The organism is [Mycoplasma] cavipharyngis (assembly GCF_042984175.1).
Lineage (GTDB): Bacteria > Bacillota_I > Bacilli_A > Mycoplasmatales > Mycoplasmoidaceae > Mycoplasma_N > Mycoplasma_N cavipharyngis.
In genome coordinates this window covers 212912-234806 of the sequence record NZ_CP155569.1, presented here as the reverse complement: position 1 = coordinate 234806, position 21895 = coordinate 212912, and the positions used below count along the sequence as shown (strand labels likewise).

Here is a 21895-nt window from a genome sequence, read left to right as displayed (position 1 = left end):
TCTTAAGATATAAAATAGTTTTTAATTTATTTATGCTAAAAGCTTTCATAATTGAATTTAATGATGTTTTCATCCATTTAGAATATCATAAAACTAAAGCTTGAAAAAAAGTTTTTGCTAAAATCGATCCTGAATTTAAACTCTCAAATGCTTTAATTAAAAAATTAATTACACTTAATACTTCCAATCAAAAACTAATATTCTGACAAGAATTTCAAAACAAGTGTGCTCAACTTTATCCTAAAATTGCTGAGTTACCCAAATTAGTTTTATTAAAATTTTATGACCAATCGCTTCTAGAAGTATTAAATCAGGAAATTAGTGAAGAATTTATTAATCCTCATTTTTTATTAGAGTTGCAACGTTTATACCAAGTTTTTGATATTACAAGTTATCTTTATAATTGTTCTCAACTTACTAACTGAATTTGAGAAAAACTTAATTTAGCTAAAAAATATCCCTTTATTAAATTATGTTTTTCGATCCCAAAAGAGTATCAAACAAAATATTTAGAAGATCATTTTATTCGGTTTGATTCTAGTCAAGATATTTTAGATTGAGCATCACAATATCAATTACGTTATAACCAAATTGTTGTTATTGCTAAAAATTCTCATTTAATTAAAACTGCTTTTGAAGCTAACATTTACACTGTGGCAATTGATAATTTAACATCTAATTGTTATAGTCACATTTCTTTTCAAAACTGAAAAGAAGAGATTGACTTTGATCAAATTTGCTTTGGATTTCATGCTAAAGACTAATTTTTACTAAATAATCAAATAAGTTAATATTATTTTTCTGATAAGTTAAATCAGAAATAATATTAATTTTTTTATGCTCAAAAAAACTTTTATGATTAATTGGAAGACAATTGAAATGTTCAGTATCAACATTATAAATTTTTTGCATCATACTAGCACTTAAAATGATTTTCTGATAACTGTCTTTTTTTAAATCAATCTTAAATTCTAATAACCCAAACTTACATTTCAATAATGAATCATCATCACTTTTAATCATTTGATAACTATAACTAGTTGGTGCGTGTTGGTTAAATTGATTAAAATCCTTAATTAGTTGTGATAAGACAATATTTTCTACAGGAATGTTGATTTGTGAATAGTGACATAAATAAAAATAAATAAAAGTGTGGTTTAAAAGATACATTGATTGTCGTTTTTTACTATGAAAGTCATTAAATAAAATATACTTAATTTCTGTAATTAACTTAATTTCAATTAAAAACTTAATGCCTAACATCACACTTTCATAACGTAAATCATAGTCATCACAAAACTTACCAATTGAAAAAGCACCAAAACTACAACTAGCAATTTGGCGAATAATTTTTCTTAAAGTCCAACTATTAATTTTTTTATTTTCTAGAAAACCTAATTTTTGACTAATCAAATTTTCAATCATAATGTTTCAATTATCATTAGTTTTAACTAAATTATTAGCTTCAGATAGATGAAAGGCATAATGATAAATTAGTTGGTTATAATCATTTCATTTTTGATTTTCTAGTAAATAAGCTAAGTTTAAAACACGTTCACAATAAAATTTAGGAATTAGTTGTAAAAATAAATTACGGTTGTTTCAGTGAATAAAATTAGAACATATACCATAAAAAATAAAGTTATCATTAAAATTAAAATTAAAATTTTTTTTACTAAAGTATTCTAATCCATCCATTAAAAGCATTACTAATTGGTTAGGATTATTTTTTTGTTGCAATAAATTTTGCAAGTTTTCTCAAATTTTCTCTAATTGATAACCGATTTTGACATAATGTTCAGTTGCAAAGTAAATAATTTCAATTTCTGGGTTTTCTTTAGTCACTAAATGAATGATTGTTTCAAAAAAACGTTTGTTATAACGATAATCATCATTAATAATTAAAGCCTTTTTTAAGGAAATAATTTTTTTAAAATTAAGATGAGGAATTTTCATATTTTAGAAATTATAAAAAATAATTAAACTGATTTCAAAAATATTTTACAAAAAAATGTAATTTATATTTTTTAAAATTTAAAATAAATTATTTATAATTACTTTTAGTTTGAAAATTTATTCTGAAAAATTAAGAATGTTTTAGGCTAAATATAAAACCATTTACAAACAAGTTGGTATTGAAATAAAAATGGCAAGAAGAAAAAACAATTCAGAAAAGAAAAAAACTAGTAGTGCTTTAGCTGAAAAAGATAACGCATTAAAAAAACAAAAAACTTTTAGTTCTGATTCGCTAAATAACATTACTGGTATTGAAGATCGATCTGAATTAGCTAAAAAATTAAATATTGATTTAGTTCGACCAAGTCAACAAAATCGAATTTTGGCTTTGAAGCAAATGTATGAACAAAATTTAATTAAATCTAAATTGAGTTCTTTTTTGTATTCTAGTATTATTGAAAATTGCAACAAGTTAATTGAAATTTATAAAAAACAACGTTCTGAAATTCAAAAGTTAGACTTAGTTTCAGAAGATGTTGAATTTATTAAACGACGTTTAGCTTTTGTAATTAATCGTTATCGTTCTCAAATTGATACAGCATATGCTAATATCAATAAAAATAAAATTTTATTAGCAGATTATACAAAACAAAAAAATAATCCTGCTGAGTTAATTCCTGATTCTAAAGAAGAATTAGCCCGATTGCGTAATATTGCTTGATCACATCATTTAAAAACTGTTGAAATCAATCGCGAATATTGCAATAACATTATTGGTTATAAAAACCGTATGTGTCTTTATCAAGTTGGTAATTTATATTTAGATTATCAATTATATGTAAAACAAGAATTAAATAATTATCGTGAACAACTAAAACAATTAAACATTGATAATGAATATCAGTTTAATGAAATTTTACGTCACTTTGATTTGCCACCTACTGAATTAACCAAATTTCAAGATTTTTTAAAAGCAAAATTAGAATCACGTTTAATTAATGCCCAGTCATTAAAAGTGCCTTTTGGTAAGTTTTATGATTTTGATGTGCAACAAATTGATCGTATGGTTCGTGAAATTCGCGAACAACAAGATAAAGATTTTCAACAAATTGTTCAAGTAATTAATCATTACAAACGGATGTTATTAAAAAAACAAACTAAAGCTAATCAATATTTGAACGAATTGATCTCTTATGCTAAAAAACGTTATGATGAAAAAATTAAAGAATTAGAAAAAAATCTGAAATTACAAGAATCAATTTATAGTAATGACAAAGCTTATTTAAGTCAAGATGAAATTGATTTGTTACTAAATTTAAATCGTCAAGAACTAAAAATTCGGATTGAACAACTAAAACATAAATACAGTAATAAAATTAAACCATTAATTGATGATTTTCAAAATATGGAAATGTTAATTGAACGTGATTATGTTTTTGATCGTCGTAAATTACATGAACAATTAAGTCAATTGAAATTTTTAGAAAATGAAAATGTTGGTAAGTTTACTAAAGAATTTGAAGCAAGTAAAGCAAAATTAGTTGAATTATTTGACAATAAATATAATTTTATTAAATCAGATATTGGATACATTCAAACTGATTTTCAAAAAACAATTGAAAAATTACGTTTAGATGTTGAAAATATTACAACTAATATTTTAGATCAACACCAACAATATTGAACTAATGTTAACTTAGAGTTTAATTCTGAAGCTCGTAAGTTTTTAGCAAAATTCCATTATGAAAATGCTCCTTGAACTCATTTGTGAAAAGGAACAAATGACAAACGTGGTTGGATGCATGATTACTTATTAATTAATTTAAGTGCTGAATACTTAAATCATGTTGGTGAATCTTTACGTGGTTTTTCACCAGAATATCAATTGTATATTAACATCGCTAAGGCTTTAGTTCAATACAATGAGAAAACACGACAACTTTATAAGGAACGTGATGAAGCTGAGTTTGAACAACTAATTAATCTAAACACCATTCCTGATGTTGATGTCTCCTCTTTAAAACAAACATTTAATCAATGCTTAGTTAATCTAAAAAATGAAGAATTAAACTATCAAAAAACATTAAAAAACTTTTTAGATAATTTAAATCAATGACAATAAAAGTAATTAATTATGGAAATACTTAAATCAAAAATCAAATCAAAAAAACCAATTCCCTGAGGTCAAGTAATTGTAATTAAAGAATTGAATATTCAACCAGCAATTCTATCACAAATGGAAAAAGGGGTACGTGAGAATAATCCTAATATTTCTCAAGAAGAATTACAACAACAAGTTTATAAAATGGTACTACGTGATAATTATTTTAATCATGTTATGGACTTAATTTCAAGATCATATGAAGTAGAACTTGATGCTAATGAATTAAAACAACGCGAATTAGAATTTAAACAACACCGTAATGATTTAAAAGATGATTTAATTAAAGAAATCGTACGCTTAAATATCATTCGAGAATTAATTTTTGCTGATATGGCCCGACAATTTAGTATTGTTGTTACTGATGAGCAAACTAAAGAAAGTTTAGATCGTTTTTATCAACAAACTGGTCAATCGATTCGTGAGTTTTTAGCTAACCGTAAAAAATTTGAAGAAATTAAAAAAACTATTTTTGATCAAATTATTTCAGAACGTTTAATGAATGCTTTTAAACCTGATTTTCAGTTAGATGAATTCAATAAGAGAATGGAAGCAGAACATCAAAAACGATTACAAGAACAACAGAAAAATGAAAATAGTTCTGAAGCCAAAAAGGCTAGTTAACTAATAAATAATTTAAAAAAATAAATAATTGAAAAATTAAAATCTCAACCTGTATTAAAAATGACAATTAAAATTAAAAATATTTTTGCATATGAAGTTTTAGATTCTAGAGGTTATCCTACTGTTGCTGTTTTAGCAAAAGTAACCGCTAGTGAAATGTTATCTAAAACTAAAGAAGCAATTGCTAAGGCAATGGTTCCTTCTGGTGCTTCAACTGGTCAAAAAGAAGCTTTAGAATTACGTGATAATGATAAAACCCGTTATAACGGTAAAGGTGTTAAACAAGCTGTTAATTACATAAATACTGTATTAGGTCCTCAATTAATTAAAAATGATATTGATGCTGCTAATCAAGAAGAAGTTGATCAAAATTTAATTGCGATTGATGGTACTGAAAACAAATCTCGTTATGGTGCTAATGCTATTTTAGCAATTTCATTAGCTGTTGCTAAAGCAGTTGCTAATGTTAGAGGAATTCCTTTTTATCGCTATGTTAATGATTTATTAGGCTCAAAAGTTACTGCTGGTAGTAGCAGTATTAAATTAGCAATGCCTGTACCATTAGTTAATGTTATTAATGGTGGTGAACATGCTGATAATAGTATTGATTTTCAAGAATTTATGTTCGTGCCAATTGGTGCTAAATCAATGCATGAAGCAGTAAGAATTGCTAGTGAATGTTTTCATGCCTTGCAAACTATTTTAGATGAAAAAGGTTATAACATTAACAAAGGTGATGAAGGTGGTTTTGCTCCAAATTTAAAAAGTAGTGAAGAAGCTTTATCATTAATGACTCAAGCAATAATTAAAGCCAATTATCATCCTGGTATTAATGATGGTGATGTTGCTTTTGCTCTAGATTGTGCTGCTTCAGAATTATATGATAAGAAAGAAAGAGTTTATACTTTCAAAAAAGCTTTAAAATGAGGTTTAATGGATCATAAATCTGCTATTAAAACTTCAGAGCAAATGATTGCCTACTTAGTTGATTTAGTTAATCGCTATCCAATTATTTCAATTGAAGATCCATTAGATGAAACTGATTGGACTGGTTTTCAAGCTTTAATGGTGCAATTAGGTGATAAAGTACAAATTGTTGGTGATGATCTATTTTGTACTAATCCAAAAATTACAACTGTTGGTGTTGAAGAAAAATTAGCTAATTCTGTTTTAGTTAAATTAAATCAAATTGGTACTTTAACTGAAACTTTACAAACTATTAAAATTGCGCGCGATGCTGGTTGAACTTATATTATTTCCCATCGTTCTGGTGAAACTGAAGATACAACTATTGCTGATTTAGCAGTTGGAACTAATGCTGGACAAATTAAAACTGGTTCAATGTCACGTTCTGAACGGATTGCTAAATACAACCGATTATTAGAAATTGAAATGGAATTAGGTCGTAGTTCATCTTACTATTCAGGAATTGGTGTTTTCACTAATTTAGATCATAGTTTATTACGTAGTCGTGAATTTAACAATCAACTAAACTTAGAATATAAATTTGAATCAAAATTAGCTTTAGTAAAAAAATCTGATAAAACTCATAAAGTTGCTACTAAAAAGAAAAAAATTTCTAGCAAACAAAAAATGGTTTTAGAACCAGTTCAAGAAGTTGTTGAAGAAGTTTTAGAAATTGATACAGTTGATCAATTACCAATTGAACCTAAAAAGAAATCGGTTCGTAAAAGTAGTTTAGCAACTAAAAAAACTCAAACACACAAAAAAACTAAAAACAAACGCGGCCGACCACGTAAGAATAAATAATGATTCTTAAATTATAAAAACTAAAAAAATTAGATTAATTCAACTAATCATTTTTATAAATAGAATTAATGTTGTGTTATAATCAACAAATGTTAAAAAATTTTATAAATTTTAAATATTTTTGTTAAAAGTATTATAATCTTTCAAAGTTGATAAACTTTTTTGATCAAACTATTTATAACTACTTGTTGGGAACAAAATTTTGATTCGAACTAAAAGTTAATCGTTTAATGAAAACAACAAAATATGAAATTAATGACAGTTTCATGTTTTGTTGTTTTTGCATGATTATTTTAGATTTTTAGTTGTTATTGCTCAATAAATAAAATAATAGGTTAATTTAATAAATTTATGAACCAAATGGCTCAATACAAAATTGCCGTTTTAACTTCTGGTGGTGATGCTCCTGGAATGAATGCAGCAATTTATGGCTTAACTGCTCAAGCAATTAGTGCTAATTGTCAAGTTTATATTGTTAAAAATGGTTATGAAGGTTTAATTGATAACTTAATTGAACCAATTAATTATCATCAAGTAAAACAACATGTGCACACTTCGGGTAGTTTTATTGGCAGTTCAAGATCATCACGATTTCAAAATGATCAACAACTTCGACAACAAGCAGTTAATAATTTAAAACAACATGGAATTGAAGCACTAGTAGTAATTGGTGGTAATGGCTCATATCAAGGAGCAGAAACAATTGCTAATTTAGGTTTTCCTGTAATTACAATTCCTGGTACTGTTGATAATGATGTTAACTCTTCATTAGTAACAATTGGTTTTGATTCATCAGCTCAAGAAATTTTAAATTGTTTAAAAAACTTAAGGCAAACAGGTGAATCACACCAAGCAATTTTTTTAATAGAAGCCATGGGGCGTGATTGTGTTGATTTATCAGTTTTTGCTGGTATTACTGGATTAGTAGATGCTATTGTTACTAATGAAAACATTTTTAGTTTAGATGATTTTTTAGCAGTAATTAATCAAACGCAATTAAATCAGCAACGTAGTGTTTTATTTTTAATTACTGAAAAAATTTATGGGCCTAAATTTAAATTACAATTAGATGATTTATCAACTTTAGCTCAAAAAATTGAAGCACAAACTAATCGCACTACTCGTGTTATGGTTCTAGGTCATTTACAACGTGGTGCTGTTCCAACTTTTAATGAAATTAAATTAGCGATTGGTTTTGGTAGAAAAGCAGTTGATTTAATTGTAAATAACCAATTCAATTTAGCAATTGGTTCTAATGGTTGAGAATACTACACTACTGAACTAAAAACTGCTAATCAAATGACAACTGTTAAACGGCATGAATTAATTGCTTGAAATAATTCATTAACAACAATTAAAAATGATTGCTGTCATTGTCATTTTTCAAATCAAAAAAAATAAATAAAAACAGTAAGGAATTGAATTTCAATCTTATGATTAGTCATTTAAGAAGAACTAAAATAATTGCTACTTTAGGTCCTGCAATTACCCAAAAATTAACCACTTTTGCAAGTCTTGAAAATCCTGATAATCAAGCAATCGTGCAAAAAGCATATACTACTACTAAAGCAGCATTACTTGCAGGAATTAATGTTGCCCGGTTGAATTTTTCTCATGGTAGTCATGAAGAACAATTAGTTCGGGCTAAAATTGTGCGTGATGTTGCTAGAGAATTAAAACGACCTGTTTCACTAATGCTTGATACTAAAGGTCCAGAAATTCGTGTCTTTCAAATGGAGCAAGATAGTGGTGTTTTATTTACTGCTGGATCAATTATTATGATTCATACAACTGAAAAAATTATTGGTAGTTCAACTAGTTTTTCTGTAATTGATTCTACTGGAACATATAACATGGCTAAAGATGTTAATGTTAATGACAAAATTTTAGTTGATGATGGTAAATTAAGTTTAGAAGTAGCAAAAGTTGATGTTGATCAAGGTTTAATTGAAGCCATTGTTTTAAATGATCATTTACTAAAAACTAATAAAAGAATTAACTTACCCAGTTCTAAATACACAATTCCTTTTTTAAGTGATAAAGATCGTAATGATATTTTATTAGCCATTGAACACCAATTCAATTACATTGCAGTAAGTTTTGTCAACACTAAAGAAAACTTATTAGATATTAAAGCGATTTTAGATGCTAATCATGGTTCACACATTAAATTAATTGCTAAAATCGAAACTCGACAAGGAATTGATAACATTGATGAAATTATTAGTGTTGCTGATGGAGTAATGATTGCTAGGGGTGATTTAGGTTTAGAAGTGCCTTATTATGAAGTTCCTTATTGGGGTAAATATATTATTAAAAAATGTCGTTATGCTAATATTCCTGTCATTATGGCAACACAAATGTTAGATAGTTTAGAAAAAAATATTATTCCAACACGTGCTGAATCTTCTGATGTTTTCTGAGCAGTTGAATTAGGCGTTGATGCTACAATGCTATCTGGTGAATCAGCTCAAGGATTATATCCAGTTAATGCAATTAATGTGATGTCACGTTTAGATCGACAATCAGAAATTTTCTTTGACTATAAACGTAGTTTGGAAACTTATTTCATTCATTCACCCAAATTTAATACTCCTTTATACCAATTTGCTAAAAAAATTGCTGAAACTGTTATTCCTAAACGAGAAATTATGAATAGTGGTTTTACTTATCAAGGAATTGCTATTTTTGGTCCTAGTGAACAATTAATTCAAGCAATTTCTGCTGCTAGACCTGCAACAAGAGTTTTAGTTTTTACTAATGATCCTAATGTTTATTATGGTTCAGGAGTTTTATATGGTATTTTACCAATTTTAGTTGAAGATGTCAGTCATGCTCAAATGTATGCAGCTGATTATTTAAAAGCTTATTATGATAATCAAGTGCAAACACGTAGAGATAGTAAATTAACTAGACGAACTTTAGTTGTTTGTGGTACTGATCTTTATGAAATTGATAACAATACTGCTATAACTGGTGTTGAAGTTAAAATTTTGCACTAATTTTTTTTGCTTTTTTTATAACATCATTTGAAAAAAATAGTAATCCAATAATTCTAAAAATTAATTGTCCTAATCATTTACTAATGAAATGATTAGTCATTTTTAATCTAGAAAATTATTAAAAAAAATTAATCTTCCTTACTTTAGAAGAAAAAGAAATTATTTTATGAATCCTAATTTAAAACAATCATTTTACATTGACAAAATTAGCAATCTTGTTAGTCGTCGTAATTATTCAAAAATTCCTAACAGCCAAAGACCACTTAGTCTAATTGGCGCACAAACACAATCTTATAAAAATTTTATTGAACATGATTTAGAAAAATTAATTCAAAGTAATTTCCCCATTATTTCATATTCTGAAAATTTAGAATTACACTTTAATAAAATTGTTTTAAAAAAATCAGACATTAATGAATATGATGCTTGAGAGCAATCAAAAACTTATCAAGCTTCTTTATATGTTCAATTAACTTTAATTAATAAGGAAACTGGTGAAGTTAAAGTATTAGGTAGTAAAAGAAATAAGGGACATGAAAACTTAATTTTTTTTGGTGATATTCCTTTAATGACTGAAAAAGGCACCTTTATTGTTAATGGGATTGAAAAATTTGTTATTTCACAAATTATTCGTGCTCCTGGTGCTTATATGTTAAATAAGTCACAATTAAAATTATCAAACTTTCGTAAAAAAATTCAAGAAGGAACAATTTGTGAATTATTACCACTAAAAGGAGCATTATTACTATTTTATATTCCTGATGGACACAAACAAATTCGTACTCTTGCTAGAAGTAATAGTGGTGAAAATGCTGTTCAGTTTTCTTCAACTACTTTACTTAAAGGATTAGGTTTAACTGAACAGCAATTTCTAGGAGTTTTTGAACATAATCCTTATGCTCATGAAACTTTAAGTGGTGAATCATTTAACATTCGTGAAATTTTAAATGATCCTGATATTCAAGAAATTTTAGTAGAAATTAGTCAAACAAAAGATCCTACTGAACTCTTAAAAGATCATGAGAACCGTTTAGACTTACGTTTATATGAACTATTAGTCAAATATTTTAGTAAGTTTGGTGATGTTTATCAAACACTAAAACATGATTTGAGTCAAACTAATCCTGAAAATCAAAATTATCATTTAATTCTTAATGAATTTGATAAGTTTTTTGAAGTGGCTGAACCACTATTAGAACAAATTTGTATTGAACGGGCTGCTAAGCACATTATTAATCAAATTAATATTTCTTATAAAATTGCTAAAGCACCAATTGTTTCATATCAAGCATTATTATGAAATTACTTCTTTGAAAAAAGAATGTATGATATGGGCAAAGTTGGTCGTTATAAACTAAATCGGAAATTACGAATTTCTGAACGATTGTACCATCAAACTTTAGCTCAAGATATTAAAGATAATCAAGGTAATATCATCTTTAAAAAAGGCACATTAATGTTAAAAGATGAGATTCAAAAATTCAAAAAATTATCTTATGAACATAATTTAAATATTATGGAATCTTTTAAGTTAAATCATATTCCTAAAAAATTCCGTAATAAAGATTTTTATAAAGAAGTTGTTTTTGAAAAAGTTAAAATTTTTGCTAATCAAGAAAAAGACAGTCCAATTCTAACTTTAATTGGGGTGCCTGATTATACATCAATTGATACAATTTTCTTTACTGATATTCTCTCGATTTTTTCTTATTTATCACATATGGAAAATGATATTGGTACTTTTGATGATATTGATCATTTAGGTAATAAACGAATGCGTCTAATTTCAGAATTATTATGTAATCGGATTCAAATTGCCTTATTAAGAATTGAAAAATTCATTCATGAAAAAATGGCTGCTTCAGAAGTAAAAATGAAGCATATTTCTTTAAAAAACGAAATTGGTCAAGAAAAAATTACTGTTAAATCTTTAATTAATACTAAACCATTTCAAATTATTATTAAAGAGTTTTTCAATTCACACCAATTAACCCAATTTATTGACCAGCAAAATCCCTTATCAGAATTAACTAATAAACGAAGAATTTCAGCAATGGGACCTGGTGGGATTAATCGCGATGATCCTAATTTAGACATTCGTGATGTTCACTATTCTAACTATGGTCGAATTTGTCCAATTGAAACACCAGAAGGAATGAACATTGGATTAATTATGTCATTAGCAACTTATTCACGAATTGATGAATTAGGTTTTATTACTTCACCATACTACAAAGTGAAAAATGGTCAAATTACTGATGAAATTACTTGATTAACTGCATTAAGAGAAGATGAGTATGTCATTACTGAAGCGATTAGTGCTCGTAATGAAAAAAACGAACTATTATCACCAGTTAATGCCCGATATCGTTCTTTTATTGAATCATTTGACGCTAAAGATGTTGATTATATTGATGTTAATCCATCTCAAGTTGTTTCAATTTCTACTGCATCAATTCCTTTTTTAGAAAATGATGATGCTAATAGGGCATTAATGGGTGCTAACATGCAACGTCAAGCCACACCATTACTAAAACCATATGCACCAACTGTTGGTACAGGATTAGAATATGCAATTGCTCGTGATTCAGGAATGGCATTAGTTGCTAAAGCAGATGGTACTGTTGTTGCTGTTGATGGTGATAGTCTTTCGATTCGTTATGATCATGCTGGAGTTAATAAACGATATCATTTAACTAAATTTAAACGATCTAATCAAGATACTTCTAATTCACAAACACCAATTGTAAGAGTTGGTGAAAAAGTTTTTAAAGACCAAATTTTAGTTGATGGTCCAGCAATGCAAAATGGTGAATTAGCTTTAGGACAAAATGTTTTAATTGCTTTTACTACTTGAAGTGGTTATAACTATGAAGATGCTATTGTTTTATCTTCACGTTTAGTTGAAGATGATATTTTCACTTCAATTCACATTGATGAACACACCATTGAATGTTTAAGAACTAAAAATGGTGATGAAGAAATTACCCGTCAAATTCCTAATGTTTCAGATGATGCTAAACGTTATTTAGATGAAGATGGGATTATTATGGTTGGTGCTGAAGTTTATGAAGGTGATATTTTAGTTGGTAAAACTTCACCAAAAGCTCAAGTTGAACAAACTTCAGAAGAAAAATTATTACAAGCCATTTTTGCTGAAAAAGTACGTCAAGTTAAAGATTCATCTCTAAAAGTGCCACATGGTGGTGAAGGGGTTGTTGCTGCTGTAAAACGATTTTCAGTTCAATCTGGTAATGATTTAAATGATGATGTAATTGAAATCATTAAAATTTTTATTGCTCAAAAACGTAAAATTCAAATGGGTGATAAAATGGCTGGAAGACATGGAAATAAAGGGATTGTTTCACGCATTGTGCCAATTGAAGATATGCCTCATTTAGAAGATGGAACACCAATTGATATTTTATTAAACCCATTAGGTGTACCATCAAGAATGAACATTGGTCAAGTTTTAGAAATGCACTTAGGTCTTGCAGCACGCAAACTAGTTTTAAAAGAATTAATTAAAGCTCATTTTACTAATTTAGATCATAGTGTTATTAGTCAAATGTTTGGTGTACGTGAATCTAGCATTAAACTATTAATGAAAAATTTTAAAGAACATTTAGCAACTTTAAAAATTGATACTCAAGAGAAAGCTAATAAAAAACTAAACAATTTAAACTTAGTAATTATTTTACAAAAATCAGGATTAACAATTGAAGATCTTAACTATAAAATTTGTACTCCTGTATTTTCTGGAGTAAATCAAAAAGATTTAGTTGAAATTATGCAAGAAGCTGGAATTGATCCAATAAAAACTAAAGGTAAGTTTGATCTATATGATGGTCGTACTGGTGAAAAATTTGAACATCCAATTGCTGTTGGAATTAGTTACATGTTGAAATTAGATCATATGGTTGATGATAAAATTCATGCTCGATCTGTTGGTCCTTATTCTAAAATCACCCAACAACCATTAGGTGGTAAATCACAAAATGGTGGACAAAAATTTGGTGAAATGGAAGTCTGAGCTTTAGAAGCTTATGGTGCTGCTTATAATTTACGTGAATTATTAACTGTTAAATCTGATGATGTTCAAGCCCGTAATGCTGTCTATTCAGCAATCATTAAAGGTAAAAAACTACCTCAACCATTAATTCCTGAATCATTTAAACTACTAATTAAAAAACTAGAAGGGTTGTGTTTTAGAATTAATTTGAAATATGGTAGTGATCAACCTTTAGTTAATTCTTATGATTTCTTAAACATTAAAAACGAAGAAAATGAAATTAATCAAATTAGTAAAGAATCAAATAAGATTGAAGGAATTGATGAAGTAAATCAGTTTACTGAAAATGAAATTTATAAAGAAGAAAATGAAATCGACTTACAACCAGAAACTAATTTAGAACTAGATGATCTAATGGATGATGTCATGCTTGAAGATGATGAAAATGATGATGATGATCTTAAAAGTTCACATGACATTATGCATGATGAATTTGATAGTTCTGATGAAAATTTTTAAATTGAACAATAAAGAAAAAAGATTAAATATTTACTTATGGCATTAAATAAAGAAGAAATTCAAGCACGAATTGAAAAGTTAAAACAAGAAGAAACAGCATTAGAACAACAAAATGATTTAAGAATTCATGCGATCCAAATTGGTTTGGCTTCTGCTGAAATGATTCGTTCATGATCACGGGGTGAAATTACTAAACCTGAAACAATTAATTACAAATCATTAAAACCAGAACGCGGTGGTTTATTTGATGAAGTTATTTTTGGACCAATTAAAGATTATGAATGTACTTGTGGCAAATATAAAAAAGTTCGTTATCGTGGTAAACGATGTGAACGTTGTGGTGTAGAAATTACTGAATCAATTGTTCGTCGTGAACGAGTTGGTCATATTGATTTAGCATGTCCAGTAACTCATACTTGAATGATTAAGGAATTACCTTTACCTTCTAAAATTTCATTAGTTCTAGGAATGACTTATAAACAAATTGAAGAAGTTGTTTATTTTCAAAATTACATCGTTCTTGATCCTGGTTTTCTTCGTTTTGAGAATGAACGATCTAATTTTAGTATCAATGAGATTTTAAATTTAGCTGATTTTAAACAATCAATTGCTACACGAACAAAATTAAGAAGACTAATTAAACTAGTTTGTGATCGAATTTTAGCTACTAAAAATAATGATGCTGATGACATTGAATATTTACAAGGAATGTCATATTATAAAAATTTACAACAATCCAACTTACCTTTTAGTGTTGAACAAATGTTTAAATTTTTAGAAAAATATTCTGGTTTACGCGTTGGTATTGGTGCTGAAGCAATTGAAGAATTGTTACAAAATATTGAACTTGAAAAAGTCGAAAAGGAATTAGAAGAACAATTACTAAAAGACGATCACATTAATTACACTAATACTAAAACTAAACGCATTTTACGAAGACTATCAGTCATTCGCTGATTAATTAATTCTGGTAATCGACCTGAATGAATGGTATTGCGTGCTATTCCTGTGATTCCACCTGATTTAAGACCAATTATTCAATTAGAAGGTGGTAGATTTACTACTAGTGATATTAACACTTTCTATCGTCGTATTATTATTCGAAACCAACGTTTAAAACGAGTTTTAGATCTAAATGCTGCTTCAATTATTATTAATAATGAAAAACGGATGTTACAAGAAGCAGTTGATTCATTAATTGATAATAATGCTCGAAAAAAACCTTTAGTTACTAAAGATAAACACCCTTTAAAATCATTAACTGAACACTTAAAAGGTAAACAAGGTTTGTTTCGTCAAAATTTATTAGGTAAACGGGTTGATTATTCAGCTCGTAGTGTTATTGTTGTTGGTCCTGAATTAAAAATGTATGAAGTTGGTTTACCAATTTTAATGGTTTTAAAATTATTTAAACCATTTATTATTCGTGAACTAATTCGTAATACTGATAAATATGGTAATGATGTTAAACCAATTGTTAATTCCATTCGTGCAGCAGAAAAAATGATTTTACGTCAAGATCCTGAAATTTGACCAATTGTTCATCAAGTAATTAAAGAACGACCTGTGCTTTTAAACCGAGCACCAACTTTACACCGTTTAGGAATTCAAGCTTTTGAACCACGAATTATTGAAGGTAAAGCAATTCAATTACACCCATTAGTTACTCCAGCATTTAATGCTGACTTTGATGGTGATCAAATGGCTGTTCACATGCCAATTTCTGAAGAAGCAATTGCTGAAGCACGTAGTATTTTATTAGCACCATGACATATTTTAGGACCTAAAGATGGTAAACCAGTAATTACTCCAACTCAAGATATGATTCTAGGGATTTATTATTTAACTAATGAATCAAATGAAAAATATGGTACTGGTTCATTTTTTTCTACCATTGATGAAGCAGTCATTGCTTATGAATTGAAAAAAATTCATTTACACGCTATTATTGCCATTCCAACTAAAGAAATGCCTCATAAAAAATTTCCTAAACAAGGGATTTTAATTACGACTGTTGGCAAACTAATTCTAAATCGGATTTTGCCTAAAGATTTTATTTACTTAAATCAAACTTTACCTGAAGCAATGGATCCGAATGAAATTTTAAGTCCACAAGATAATGTTGCTAAAGCAATTGCTAATAAAAAAATTCGTCCTGCATTTAATAAAAATGCTTTATCAAAATTGATTTTAGCAATTTATAACAATTATTCACCTCAAGAAATTCCAATTATTCTTGATCATATTAAACATCTAGGTTTTGAGTATTCTACTAAATCTTCAACTACTGTTTCTGCTTTTGATGTACCACATTATCAAGAAAAATATGAGTTGTTTGAAAAAGCTGATGCTGAAGTAGCAAAACAAAAAAGTTATTATGCTAAAGGGTTATTAACTAATGATGAACGATATCGAGCAACGATTAAAATTTGAAACGATGTTAAAGATCAAGTTTCTAAAGGGATTAAATCGATTATGAGTTCTAAAAAAGAAAAAGATAATCCCATTATGATCATGGCAGAATCTGGTGCTAGGGGTAATGTTTCTAACTTTACTCAGTTATCAGGAATGAGAGGGTTAATGAGTAAATCATATAACTATAACCAAAAACATAAATCAACAGTAGTTCATGACATTATTGAAATGCCAATTAAACACTCATTCATTGAAGGTTTAACTGTTTTAGAATACTTTAATTCTTCATATGGTGCACGTAAGGGAATGACTGATACTGCCATGAAAACAGCTGAAACAGGTTATATGACTCGTAAACTAGTTGATGCTAATCAAGAAGTAATTGTTCGTGAACATGATTGTGGTACTCGTAAGGGTTTAATTCTTGAAGATATTGTTGATACAAGATTATCAAGTCCAATTGAATTATTAGAAGAGCGCATGTTACACAGAATGTCCAATGAAAACATTTATCATCCTAAAACTAAAGAATTGATTGTGGGACGAAACCAAATTATTGATGAAACTGTTGCTGCAAAAATTATTGCTAGTGGGATTAAAAAAGTTGAAGTTCGCTCAATTTTAGCATGTCAACTAAAACAAGGCATTTGTCAAATGTGTTTTGGTAATGATCTAACAACAAGAGAGTTAATTGCAATTGGAACTGCCATTGGTGTTATTGCTGCTCAATCAATTGGTGAACCTGGTACACAGTTGACAATGAGAACGTTCCACTCAGGTGGGGTTGCTGGTGAATCGAATTTAGTTGAAGGTTTTGAACGCTTAAAACAATTATTTAATATGATTACTCCTAAGGAATGAGAAACTGCTGTTATTTCTGAATTAAATGGAGTGGTTGAATCAATTGAAACTAAAACATTAGCTGGTGCTAAAGTAGCACAAATTCATATTAAAATCCGTAATGAGATTGATTATCGTGTTTATATTGTTAACATTAATTCTTCACTACGAGTTGCTGTTGGTGATAAAGTTAGTGTTGGTGATAAAATTACTGAAGGTTCAATTGACATTCGTGAGTTACTAAAAATTGCTGGTATTAATGCTGTAAGAAATTATATGATTAAAGAAGTGCAAAAAGTTTATCGTTTACAAGGAATTGAAATTGCTGATAAATATGTTGAAGTTATTATTCGACAATTAACATCAAAAGTGCAAATTCAATCACCAAATGACTCATCATGATTTATTCATGAAATTGTTGATGTTAATCTGTTTCGTGAAGAATCAACTCGATTATTATTAAATGGTAAAAACCCACCAACAATTGTTAATATTGTTCTAGGTTTAGAACAAGCACCAGCTAATACTAATTCTTTCTTATCAGCCGCTTCATTCCAAGATACTAAAAAAATTCTTACTGATGCTGCTGTTAAAGGACAAATTGATAACTTATATTCATTAAAAGAAAATGTGATTATGGGTAACTTAATTCCAGCAGGTACTGGATTAAAAACTGCTCAAGAAGTAATTGATGAAGCTAATAAATTAGGTCGATTTAATTATTAGCATTTAACTTTTTCTAAAATAGATAAATAAAAAGACACCGATAATTTATAGAGTGTCTTTTTTTTATTGCTACAAACACTAGTTTATTTATTTAAAAAACTTAAATCTAATTCGTTTTCATGATCATAATTACGTCAAGTTTGATAGGCTAGTTTTGCTGATTGATCTTTAATGAAATTAAAAATATTTTCATCAGTAAATAATTTATTAAAAGTATTTTTATTGCTTTGATAAATTTGATCTAAACGTTTGGAAAATTCTTGATGGTATAAATCTTTAAAAGTATCAAAATCATATTTATTAGCTAAAATTATTTGTTTGTTATTAGGATTTTTTGTCACATGTTTTAAAATCGTATTAACAATTATTTTGTCATCTTCACTAAAAGCATAAGAAAATTTAGCATTAAATTCTTCTATAATTTCAGTCAATAAACTGCGTTCATCAACTGGTGGTGCTATTAAACTAACATCATTAATTTGTTTAAGTTCAACTGTCTCATTTTTAGCAAGCATAATTGAAACTTCTTCTGATTTAACTAATTTATAATATTCCATCTTAATTTTGTCGTGCAAATTAATTTGATCATCATGATCTTTTGATAAAAAAGTAAAGCTAATTAAATAACGCACAAAAATTGATTCTTCTAATAGGCTTTTATCAAAAATGCGAACTAATTGCGTGATATAACTATGTTGGTTATAAAATTTTTTTAATAAATCACGAAATTGGTATTTAGTGTCATTATCTAATAAATCATAACGTTTGATTATAGTATTAAAAAGACTAGTTAGTTTACCAAGTAATTTTTCATCTTGATAACTAATTTGTGATTGAGAATATAAATCAATAATTTTTTTAATATCTTGATCATTGTAAATATTGTAATTACGAATTTTTGCTTTCAGTTCATAAAGGATGTTTGGATTAATTTCTTGGTCTAATATTGAAACTTCATAAAAAGGTTGAAACGCTTTTTGAATCTCACTTGCAGTATTTTTAAAATCTAAAATAAAAGTTTCTTCTTTACCGATCATTGTGCGATTCAGACGCGATAATGTTTGTACAGCATTAACACCTTCTAATTTTTTATCAACAAACATGATTTGCAATTGTGGTTCATCAAAACCAGTTTGATATTTATCAGCAACAATTAAAACATTAAATTCATTTTAAGCAAATTTATCACGTAATTGGTTTTCACTAAAACCATTCATATTTGCTTCAGTATGTTCTTCTTGATCAACAGATATTGATCCTGAAAATGCTATTAAAACATTAATCTGATGATAATTTTTTGCTTTAATATAAGCGCGAAATTCTTTAGTATATCTAACTGCAGCCATTCTAGAACTAGTGACAACCATTGCTTTCATTTTACTATTAATTTTTGAAAATATTTTTTCACGAAAAATTTCAATCATAATTTGAGTTTTTTGTGACAAATTATAAGGATGTAAATCAGCAAAACGAGAAATTAATTTTTTTGCTTTTGATTTTGGTAATTCAGGATCATCTGGAATATTTTTGACAATGTTATATGCTGTAGTATAAGTCATATAATTTTTTAAGACATCTAAAATAAAGCCTTCTTCAATTGCTTGTCGCATTGAATAAATATGAAATGGCACATATTTTCCTTCAGGTGTTTTTGATCCAAACATTTGTAATGTATTAGGTTTAGGTGTGGCTGTAAAAGCAAAAAAAGATATATTTTGATGACGACCGTGACTGAGTAAAATCGCATTTAATTCATCACTAAAATCACTTAGTTTAACTGCTTCATCAGCATCAATTGCTTCATATTCTTCTAATGCTGCTGTTTTATCAGCAAACATACTTTTTAGTTTTTCAGCAGAAATACCTGTTTGTGAAGAATGAGCTTCATCAACAATAATTGCAAAACGTTTTCCTTGAGAATCATAATTTTTAATCATTTCACTATCATAAATAACAGGAAATTTTTGTAATGTTGTCACAATAATTTGTTTATTGTCAATAATGGCATTTAATAAATCTTTAGAAGTTTTACTATGATCAATTAGTTCTACAAGACCAATGTGTGAATTAAAAGAATTAATTGTTTTTTGTAATTGTCGATCAAGCACTTTACGATCAGTTATAACAATAATTGAATTAAAGATTGGTTGGTTATTTTGATCATGAATTTTTTGTAAATGATAAGCAAGTCATGCGATCGAATTTGATTTGCCTGATCCTGCTGAATGCTGAATTAAATAATGTTGACCTGAGCCATTTTTAATCGTATCAGCCACTAATTTTTTCACAACATCATATTGGTGAAAACGAGGAAAAATTAATTTTTGTTTAATAATTTTTTTACCATGATCATTTTTTTCAACTTTTTCTTCTAAATTAATAAAATTATCTAAAATATCTAAAAAAGCATCTTTTTGTAAAATTTTTTCTCATAAATAAGCTGTTTGATAACCATTGGGATTATTAGGGTTGCCTTTACCGCCAACTTTACCTGCGCCTTGTGAACCTTGATTAAATGGTAAAAAAACTGTTTTAGATTTATTTAGATGTGTTGTCATATAAACTTCATATAAATCAACAGCAAAATAAACTAAAATCCTATGATTAAATTTAAAAATTAATTCATCAGGATCACGATCAAACATAAATTGATTTTTAGCATTTTCAACTGATTGGTTTTTTATTTGATTTTTTAATTCAATTGCAACTAATGGAATGCCATTAATTAATAAAACCATATCAATTGACTTATTATTTATAGCACTATAAAAAACTGGCGAGTTACTGTAGTAATATTTTCATTATATGCTTGATTTGTTTCTTGATTTAAATTTGATGCTGGTTTAAATTGAATTACTTTAAATTTATAACCATAATCATCAATTCCATTTCGCAAAACATAAAGCATGCCATATTTTGATACAGTTTCTTCAAAACGATTATAAAAACGTTTTATTGGATCATTACCAATAACTTTTTGGTATGCCTTTCATTTTTTTAGTTGTGTTTTTTCAATATAACTAATTAAAGTTTTTAAATCTAAAGCTTTGATTTTATCAAATTCATTATTTTGAAATAATTGTTTAGATCAACCACCTTGTTTGGAAATTAATCATGTTTCAATATCTTGTTCAAATCGTTTTTCATTATCTTTGATCATTATCTTAACTACTCTCCTTATTTATTTTGCTCAATTTAATCTTTAAATTATTAATAAAATTGATTCCTTTTGTCACAATTTTGAAAATTAAGGATTTTTTGTATTGCTCTAATTGATCAATTAAATTGAGATTATTTTTTATTAATTGATCAATGTAATTTAATTTTTGGTCAAGATAATTGACAATATTTTTCTGTTCATCTAATGAAGGAATTAGAATAGGAAAATTTTTTAAAACAATGGGACGTAAGTGAACAAATGATACTCTAATTTCAATAATTGGTTGTTTATTAAATGTTCCTTTTAAGTAATAAAATAAGAATTTAGAAAAAATTTGATTATTTTTAAATTTGTCAATTACAAACACATCAGTATGAACTGAAAATTTACCATTCACATAATGTCAAACATTACCAACATCTCCTCCTCCAGGAGTTAGAATATCTAATGTATCATGAGTTCAATCATTAATTTTTAAAATATTATTTGAATTAACATAAAGAGGATAAATACCATTTGGATCATTATCTTGTCTAAATTTATTACCATTGCTAATATCACAAAGATATTTAAGTTTTTTACATTTTCAACCAGATGGAATTTGATCTAGTCAGACAATGCCATTATGCGAACCGGCTCTCTCTCTCTCTCTCTCTCTCTCTCTCTCTCTTAGAGTGTCATTATTGATGTTCATAAGTTTATGAATTTTA

General features: G+C 27.4%; 11 protein-coding genes and 2 pseudogenes. 8 read left to right on the top strand and 5 right to left on the bottom strand.

Annotation, left to right across the window (positions count from 1 at the left end; genetic code table 4):
• The first annotated feature begins 32 nt into the window (after positions 1-32).
• Positions 33-764 carry a hypothetical protein gene (locus MCAV_RS00905; protein ID WP_391592017.1) on the top strand — a complete coding sequence of 244 codons (732 nt, stop codon included), beginning with the start codon at positions 33-35 and terminating at the stop codon, positions 762-764.
• Here MCAV_RS00905 and MCAV_RS00900 read toward each other — a convergent pair.
• On the bottom strand, positions 754-1956 hold the full coding sequence (locus MCAV_RS00900; RefSeq protein ID WP_391592016.1) for a hypothetical protein: 1203 nt from the start codon (positions 1954-1956) through the stop codon (positions 754-756). The genes MCAV_RS00905 and MCAV_RS00900 overlap by 11 nt on opposite strands.
• Before the next feature lie 190 nt (positions 1957-2146).
• Here MCAV_RS00900 and MCAV_RS00895 point away from each other — a divergent pair, with 190 nt between their 5' ends.
• From MCAV_RS00895 to rpoC, 7 genes and pseudogenes are all read left to right on the top strand, one after another.
• On the top strand, positions 2147-4078 hold the full coding sequence (locus tag MCAV_RS00895) for a hypothetical protein (protein WP_391592015.1): 1932 nt from the start codon (positions 2147-2149) through the stop codon (positions 4076-4078).
• A 12-nt stretch (positions 4079-4090) separates the two neighbouring features.
• Positions 4091-4741, top strand: coding sequence for an MPN555 family protein chaperone (locus tag MCAV_RS00890; RefSeq protein WP_391592014.1), 651 nt, complete (start codon positions 4091-4093; stop codon positions 4739-4741).
• A 60-nt stretch (positions 4742-4801) separates the two neighbouring features.
• Positions 4802-6160, top strand: a pseudogene (gene eno, locus MCAV_RS00885) (phosphopyruvate hydratase); the annotation flags it as partial.
• A 702-nt stretch (positions 6161-6862) separates the two neighbouring features.
• Positions 6863-7912 (top strand): ATP-dependent 6-phosphofructokinase, encoded by a 1050-nt coding sequence (locus tag MCAV_RS00880; RefSeq protein WP_391592013.1) that lies wholly within the window; start codon positions 6863-6865, stop codon positions 7910-7912.
• Positions 7913-7944: 32 nt separating this feature from the next.
• Entirely contained in the window at positions 7945-9513 is a 1569-nt protein-coding gene (gene pyk, locus MCAV_RS00875) for a pyruvate kinase (protein ID WP_391592012.1), read from the top strand.
• Positions 9514-9679: 166 nt separating this feature from the next.
• A pseudogene (locus tag MCAV_RS00870) lies at positions 9680-13804 on the top strand (DNA-directed RNA polymerase subunit beta); the annotation flags it as partial.
• 309 nt (positions 13805-14113) lie between these two features.
• Positions 14114-18025 carry a DNA-directed RNA polymerase subunit beta' gene (rpoC, locus tag MCAV_RS00865; RefSeq protein WP_391592240.1) on the top strand — a complete coding sequence of 1304 codons (3912 nt, stop codon included), beginning with the start codon at positions 14114-14116 and terminating at the stop codon, positions 18023-18025.
• Positions 18026-18108: 83 nt separating this feature from the next.
• On the opposite strand, the gene MCAV_RS00860 is transcribed toward rpoC, so the two are convergent.
• From MCAV_RS00860 to MCAV_RS00845, 4 genes are read right to left on the bottom strand one after another with little or no spacing between them, the layout of a single operon-like run.
• Positions 18109-19182, bottom strand: a complete 1074-nt coding sequence (locus MCAV_RS00860) for a hypothetical protein (RefSeq protein WP_391592239.1) — start codon at positions 19180-19182, stop codon at positions 18109-18111.
• A gap of 15 nt (positions 19183-19197) precedes the next feature.
• The gene (locus MCAV_RS00855) at positions 19198-20763 is read right to left on the bottom strand and encodes a DEAD/DEAH box helicase family protein (RefSeq protein WP_391592011.1); all 1566 of its coding nucleotides are present in this window, start codon (positions 20761-20763) and stop codon (positions 19198-19200) included.
• A 17-nt stretch (positions 20764-20780) separates the two neighbouring features.
• Positions 20781-21185, bottom strand: a complete 405-nt coding sequence (locus MCAV_RS00850) for a hypothetical protein (RefSeq protein ID WP_391592010.1) — start codon at positions 21183-21185, stop codon at positions 20781-20783.
• A gap of 4 nt (positions 21186-21189) precedes the next feature.
• Positions 21190-21879, bottom strand: a complete 690-nt coding sequence (locus MCAV_RS00845; protein WP_391592009.1) for a restriction endonuclease subunit S — start codon at positions 21877-21879, stop codon at positions 21190-21192.
• Positions 21880-21895: the final 16 nt, after the last annotated feature.